Annotated in this window: 6 protein-coding genes; all 6 read left to right on the forward strand. The window is 63.6% G+C overall.

What is annotated here, in order from left to right; translation table 11 throughout:
• Nucleotides 1–1,103: copper resistance protein B (locus EO174_RS22810; RefSeq protein ID WP_234831048.1), on the forward strand; the 1,103-nt coding region annotated here is incomplete at its 5' end.
• A gap of 12 nt (nucleotides 1,104–1,115) precedes the next feature.
• Nucleotides 1,116–1,886 (forward strand): cytochrome c, encoded by a 771-nt coding sequence (locus EO174_RS22815; protein ID WP_234831376.1) that lies wholly within the window; start codon nucleotides 1,116–1,118, stop codon nucleotides 1,884–1,886.
• A 19-nt stretch (nucleotides 1,887–1,905) separates the two neighbouring features.
• The gene (locus EO174_RS22820; RefSeq protein ID WP_026070602.1) at nucleotides 1,906–2,415 is read left to right on the forward strand and encodes a DUF4440 domain-containing protein; all 510 of its coding nucleotides are present in this window, start codon (nucleotides 1,906–1,908) and stop codon (nucleotides 2,413–2,415) included.
• A 14-nt stretch (nucleotides 2,416–2,429) separates the two neighbouring features.
• Nucleotides 2,430–2,954 (forward strand): DUF411 domain-containing protein, encoded by a 525-nt coding sequence (locus tag EO174_RS22825; RefSeq protein WP_229301210.1) that lies wholly within the window; start codon nucleotides 2,430–2,432, stop codon nucleotides 2,952–2,954.
• Nucleotides 2,955–3,024: 70 nt separating this feature from the next.
• Complete coding sequence (locus EO174_RS22830) at nucleotides 3,025–3,375, forward strand: four-helix bundle copper-binding protein (protein ID WP_026070601.1); 351 nt, start codon at nucleotides 3,025–3,027, stop codon at nucleotides 3,373–3,375.
• A gap of 162 nt (nucleotides 3,376–3,537) precedes the next feature.
• The gene (gene copC, locus EO174_RS22835) at nucleotides 3,538–3,921 is read left to right on the forward strand and encodes a copper homeostasis periplasmic binding protein CopC (protein ID WP_017354979.1); all 384 of its coding nucleotides are present in this window, start codon (nucleotides 3,538–3,540) and stop codon (nucleotides 3,919–3,921) included.
• Nucleotides 3,922–3,962: the final 41 nt, after the last annotated feature.

Raw genomic sequence — 3,962 nt, forward strand, 5'->3', positions numbered from 1 at the left:
CGCCAGCCCAAAAGCCTGCAACACCGGCCAAGACGAGCGAAGCGACGATCGATCATGCGGCGATGGGCCACGCCGCGCCGCCGGCTGAAGCAGCCGAGCCTGCCATGCAGGGCATGGACCATTCGCAAATGGGGCACGTCTCGCCCGCGAGCACACCTGCGGCGCCCACAGCACAGGCGCAGTCGATGCAGGGCATGGATCACAGTCAGATGGCACAGCCCGCTGCAGCCGACACCTCTAGTACGGCCACGCCTGCGATGCAGGGGATGGACCATTCCAAGATGGGGCACGGCGCGCCTCCGAGCACGCCCGCAACGCCCAAAGCGCAGACACAGTCGATGCAGGGCATGGACCACAGTCAGATGGGACACGGGCCTGCAGTGCCAACGCAGCCGCGCACCCCGATACCCGCGGTGACGGACGCGGATCGCAAGGCGGCCATCGCGCCGGAACACGCGCATCCGGTGCATGACAACTCGATCAAGAGCTACGTGCTGCTCAATCGCCTGGAAGCCTGGGATGCCGATCCGGGCACCGGGCTGGGCTGGGAGGGCCAGGCTTGGATCGGTACGGACCTCAATCGCGTCTGGCTCCGCAGTGAAGGCGAACGCACGGATGGTCAGACCGAGTCGGCTGATCTGGAAGTGCTCTACGGCCGCAGTATCTCCACGTGGTGGGATGTGGTGGCCGGTGTGCGTCATGACTTCAAGCCTGGGGCATCTCAAAACTTCGCCGCTATCGGTGTACAGGGCTTGGCGCCGATGAAGTTCGAAGTGTCCGCCACAGCCTATCTCGGCGAAGGGGGCCAGACTGCCGCCAATGTCGAGGCCGAGTACGAATTGCTGCTAACCAACCGGCTGATCTTGCAGCCGCTGGTGGAAGTCACCGCCTATGGCAAGAACGATCCATTGCGCGGGATAGGTTCGGGTCTGAGTACCGCTGAGGCGGGGCTACGACTTCGTTATGAGTTCACCCGAAAGTTCGCTCCCTACATCGGCGTGGTGTACGAGCGCGCGTTTGGCAATACCGCAGACATGCGACGCGAGCATGGCGAGTCCTTTGAAGACACGCGCTTGGTCATCGGCCTTCGTACCTGGTTCTAAGGGGAACTGACAATGAAATCCAACAAAAGGATGTGGGTATGGCTCGGTGCCGGCGTGGGATTGGTTGCGGTCGCGGCAACTGCCACGGTCTCTCTGGGCGTGTACAACGTGGCCGCCGACGATCCGCATAGTCGCCCGGTGTATGCGCTACTTGAAACGGCGCGCGAGCGTTCCATTGAGGTGCGCGCCGCCAAGCTTCAGGTGCCCACGAACCTGGATGATCCTGAGCGTATCCGCCAGGGTGCGGGCAACTACAACGCCATGTGCGTGACCTGCCATCTTTCGCCAGAGGCGGCGGCCACCGAGATGAGCAAGGGCCTGTACCCCGCGCCACCGAACCTAAGCAAACAGTCGGTCGCTCCAGCTGAGGCGTTCTGGGTGATCAAGCACGGCATCAAGGCCAGCGGCATGCCCGCGTGGGGCGGCAGCATGGACGATGAGTTCATCTGGAACATGTCGGCCTTCCTGCAGAAGCTGCCCACGCTGGACAAGGCCGGTTACCAGGCGTTGGTGGCCAGCAGTGATGGTCATTCGCATGGCGGCGGCGAGACGCAAGGCCACCATGACGACGAAAAGGCCGAGGATCACCCTGCCCTATTCGAGCCGGGCAACAACTCCATGCCGCATGCGCACCCGCCGGGCGTGGACGACGATCACCACGGCCCGACACCCAGCGACACGGAAGTCGGGTCGGTGAGCCACGGCCATCCCGACGGCAAGGTGGAGTCGCACCCTGCACCACACACGCCCGTGGCCGATGACGGCCATGCGCACACCCATTGATCTCCTTGGAGCCCACGCAATGAACGCAACAGCAATCTCGTTCACCCTCGCACTGGCACTGGCCGTCGTGTCCCCCGCAATGGCGCAGGCGACACAGCCGCACGCACATCACCCCGCTGCCGCGGCATCTGCGGACGTCGACGTCCCAGTCACTGCAGAGGCCGCGGTCGCCGTAGCGGAGCGTTTCAACAGGGCCCTGTCTAGCGGCGATCTGGCCACGGTCGAAGCCCTGCTCGCTGCCGACGTCCTCATCCTCGAGTCCGGGGGTGCCGAGCGCAGCCGCGAGGAATATCTGGGTCATCACGCAGTCAGCGATGCGGCATTCCTCAAGGGCGCCCATCGCCAGCTGCTCCGTCAGCGTGCACGCACCGCTGGTGAGTTCGCATGGGTCGGAACCGAAAGCGAGCTGCACGCCCAGAAAGACGGTAAGCCACTGACCGTCCAGAGCACCGAGACCATGGTGCTGAAGCAGACCACCGACGGTTGGCGGATCGCCCACATCCACTGGTCTTCGCGGACCAAGCGCTAAGCGGAGAACCAGAAATGAAAACCTGCAGATTGAACCGACTGGCGTGGGCGGCTTTTGCGGTCGCCGGCCTGGGTGCCTGCACCCAAGCGGCTACACCCGCGCAATCCACCATCGCGCCCACTGCACAGGTCGTCCCGGAAACAGCCGACGCGACTCCAGCCGCCCTGCCACGCATGACCGTCCACAAGACCCCGACCTGCGGGTGCTGCGGTAGCTGGATCGACCACGTGAAGAAGGCGGGGTTCACCGTGGATGTGCATGACATGGATGACCTGGGTCCGGTCAAGGAGCGCCTGGGTGTCCCCTATGCAAAGGGCTCCTGCCACACGGCCGAGGTCGACGGATACGTCATCGAAGGCCATGTCCCGGCCGAGGACATCAAGCGCCTCCTCGAAGAAAAGCCGGACGCACGCGGCCTGGTCCTGCCCGGAATGCCGCTCGGTTCGCCGGGCATGGAGGTCCCGGAAGGACGCCAGCAGCCGTATACGGTCGAGCTGGTCCATCACGACGGAACCACCGAACCCTTCGCACAGCATTGATCCGCAAGAGCAACAGGGGGCGGTGTTGCGGGCGCGCCGATTCTCGTCCGCGATGAAGCAGGAGATCCACATGACTCACCATTCCGAAGACCACCGGTCTCAGGCCATGAACGAGTGCATCGACAACTGCACGCAATGCCACGCGATTTGCCTTGAGACCATCAACTATTGCCTGAGCAAAGGAGGTGCCCACGCAGCCCCGGAGCACATCGCCCTGCTGGCGACGTGTGCCGATATCTGCGCCACCAGCGCCGACGCCATGTTGCGTGGCGCCAGCGCTCACTCGGTGGTTTGCAGTGCCTGCGCGGAGATCTGCCGCCAGTGCGCCGAAGCATGCGACGCCATGAACGACCCGGAGATGGCGCGCTGCGCCGAAGTTTGTCGCCGTTGCGCGGAAAGCTGCAGCGCCATGGCGGCTTGACGCGTCGAGGATCCCGCCTGAGCGGCGGGATCCTCATCTCAAATATCAAAAGCCGACCAACCGTGGTTTCGGTGACAGCCCGACACCTAACGCTTGTCGGATCCAACACAGCACGGCGCCGAACGGGGCTTTGCATCACATTCGCAATGAGGATTTATCCCTATGAAATCATCAAACGTCCTTCGCTCCTTCGCGCTCGTCCTCGCGATTGCGGCTGGGCAGTTCTCCCTGCAGATCGCGCACGCCCACGCCGCGCTGCAGCAGTCCACACCGGCGGCAAATGCGGTGGTGGCTTCGCCGGGCCAGATCGATCTCGTGTTCAACGAAACATTGATTCCGCGGGCGTCGCGTCTCAAGTTGCTCATGAAGCACGGCAGTTCCACCATGCCGATCGAGAATTTCACGACCGAGATCGTCAACAACGGCAAGACCCTGCGTGCCAAGTTGCCCCAGCCGCTGACTCCGGGCGTCTATACCGTGGAATACCGCGCCGTCGGTGGTGACAACCACCCCATGCCGGGCAGCTTCAGCTTCACGGTGCGCTGAGGAGTCGCGAATGTTCGACCTGTCGGCTTATGCACTGAGAT

Origin of the sequence: Xanthomonas sp. BRIP62418 (assembly GCF_003993495.1) — a bacterium.
GTDB classification, from domain to species: Bacteria; Pseudomonadota; Gammaproteobacteria; order Xanthomonadales; family Xanthomonadaceae; genus Xanthomonas; species Xanthomonas euroxanthea.

Excerpts from the sequence above, each read along its gene's own strand:
- EO174_RS22820 (WP_026070602.1), top strand. The coding sequence starts at position 1,906 with ATGAACGCAACAGCAATCTCGTTCACCCTCGCACTGGCACTGGCCGTC.
- EO174_RS22830 (WP_026070601.1), top strand. The coding sequence starts at position 3,025 with ATGACTCACCATTCCGAAGACCACCGGTCTCAGGCCATGAACGAGTGC.
- EO174_RS22825 (WP_229301210.1), top strand. The coding sequence starts at position 2,430 with ATGAAAACCTGCAGATTGAACCGACTGGCGTGGGCGGCTTTTGCGGTC.
- EO174_RS22815 (WP_234831376.1), top strand. The coding sequence starts at position 1,116 with ATGAAATCCAACAAAAGGATGTGGGTATGGCTCGGTGCCGGCGTGGGA.
- copC (WP_017354979.1), top strand. The coding sequence starts at position 3,538 with ATGAAATCATCAAACGTCCTTCGCTCCTTCGCGCTCGTCCTCGCGATT.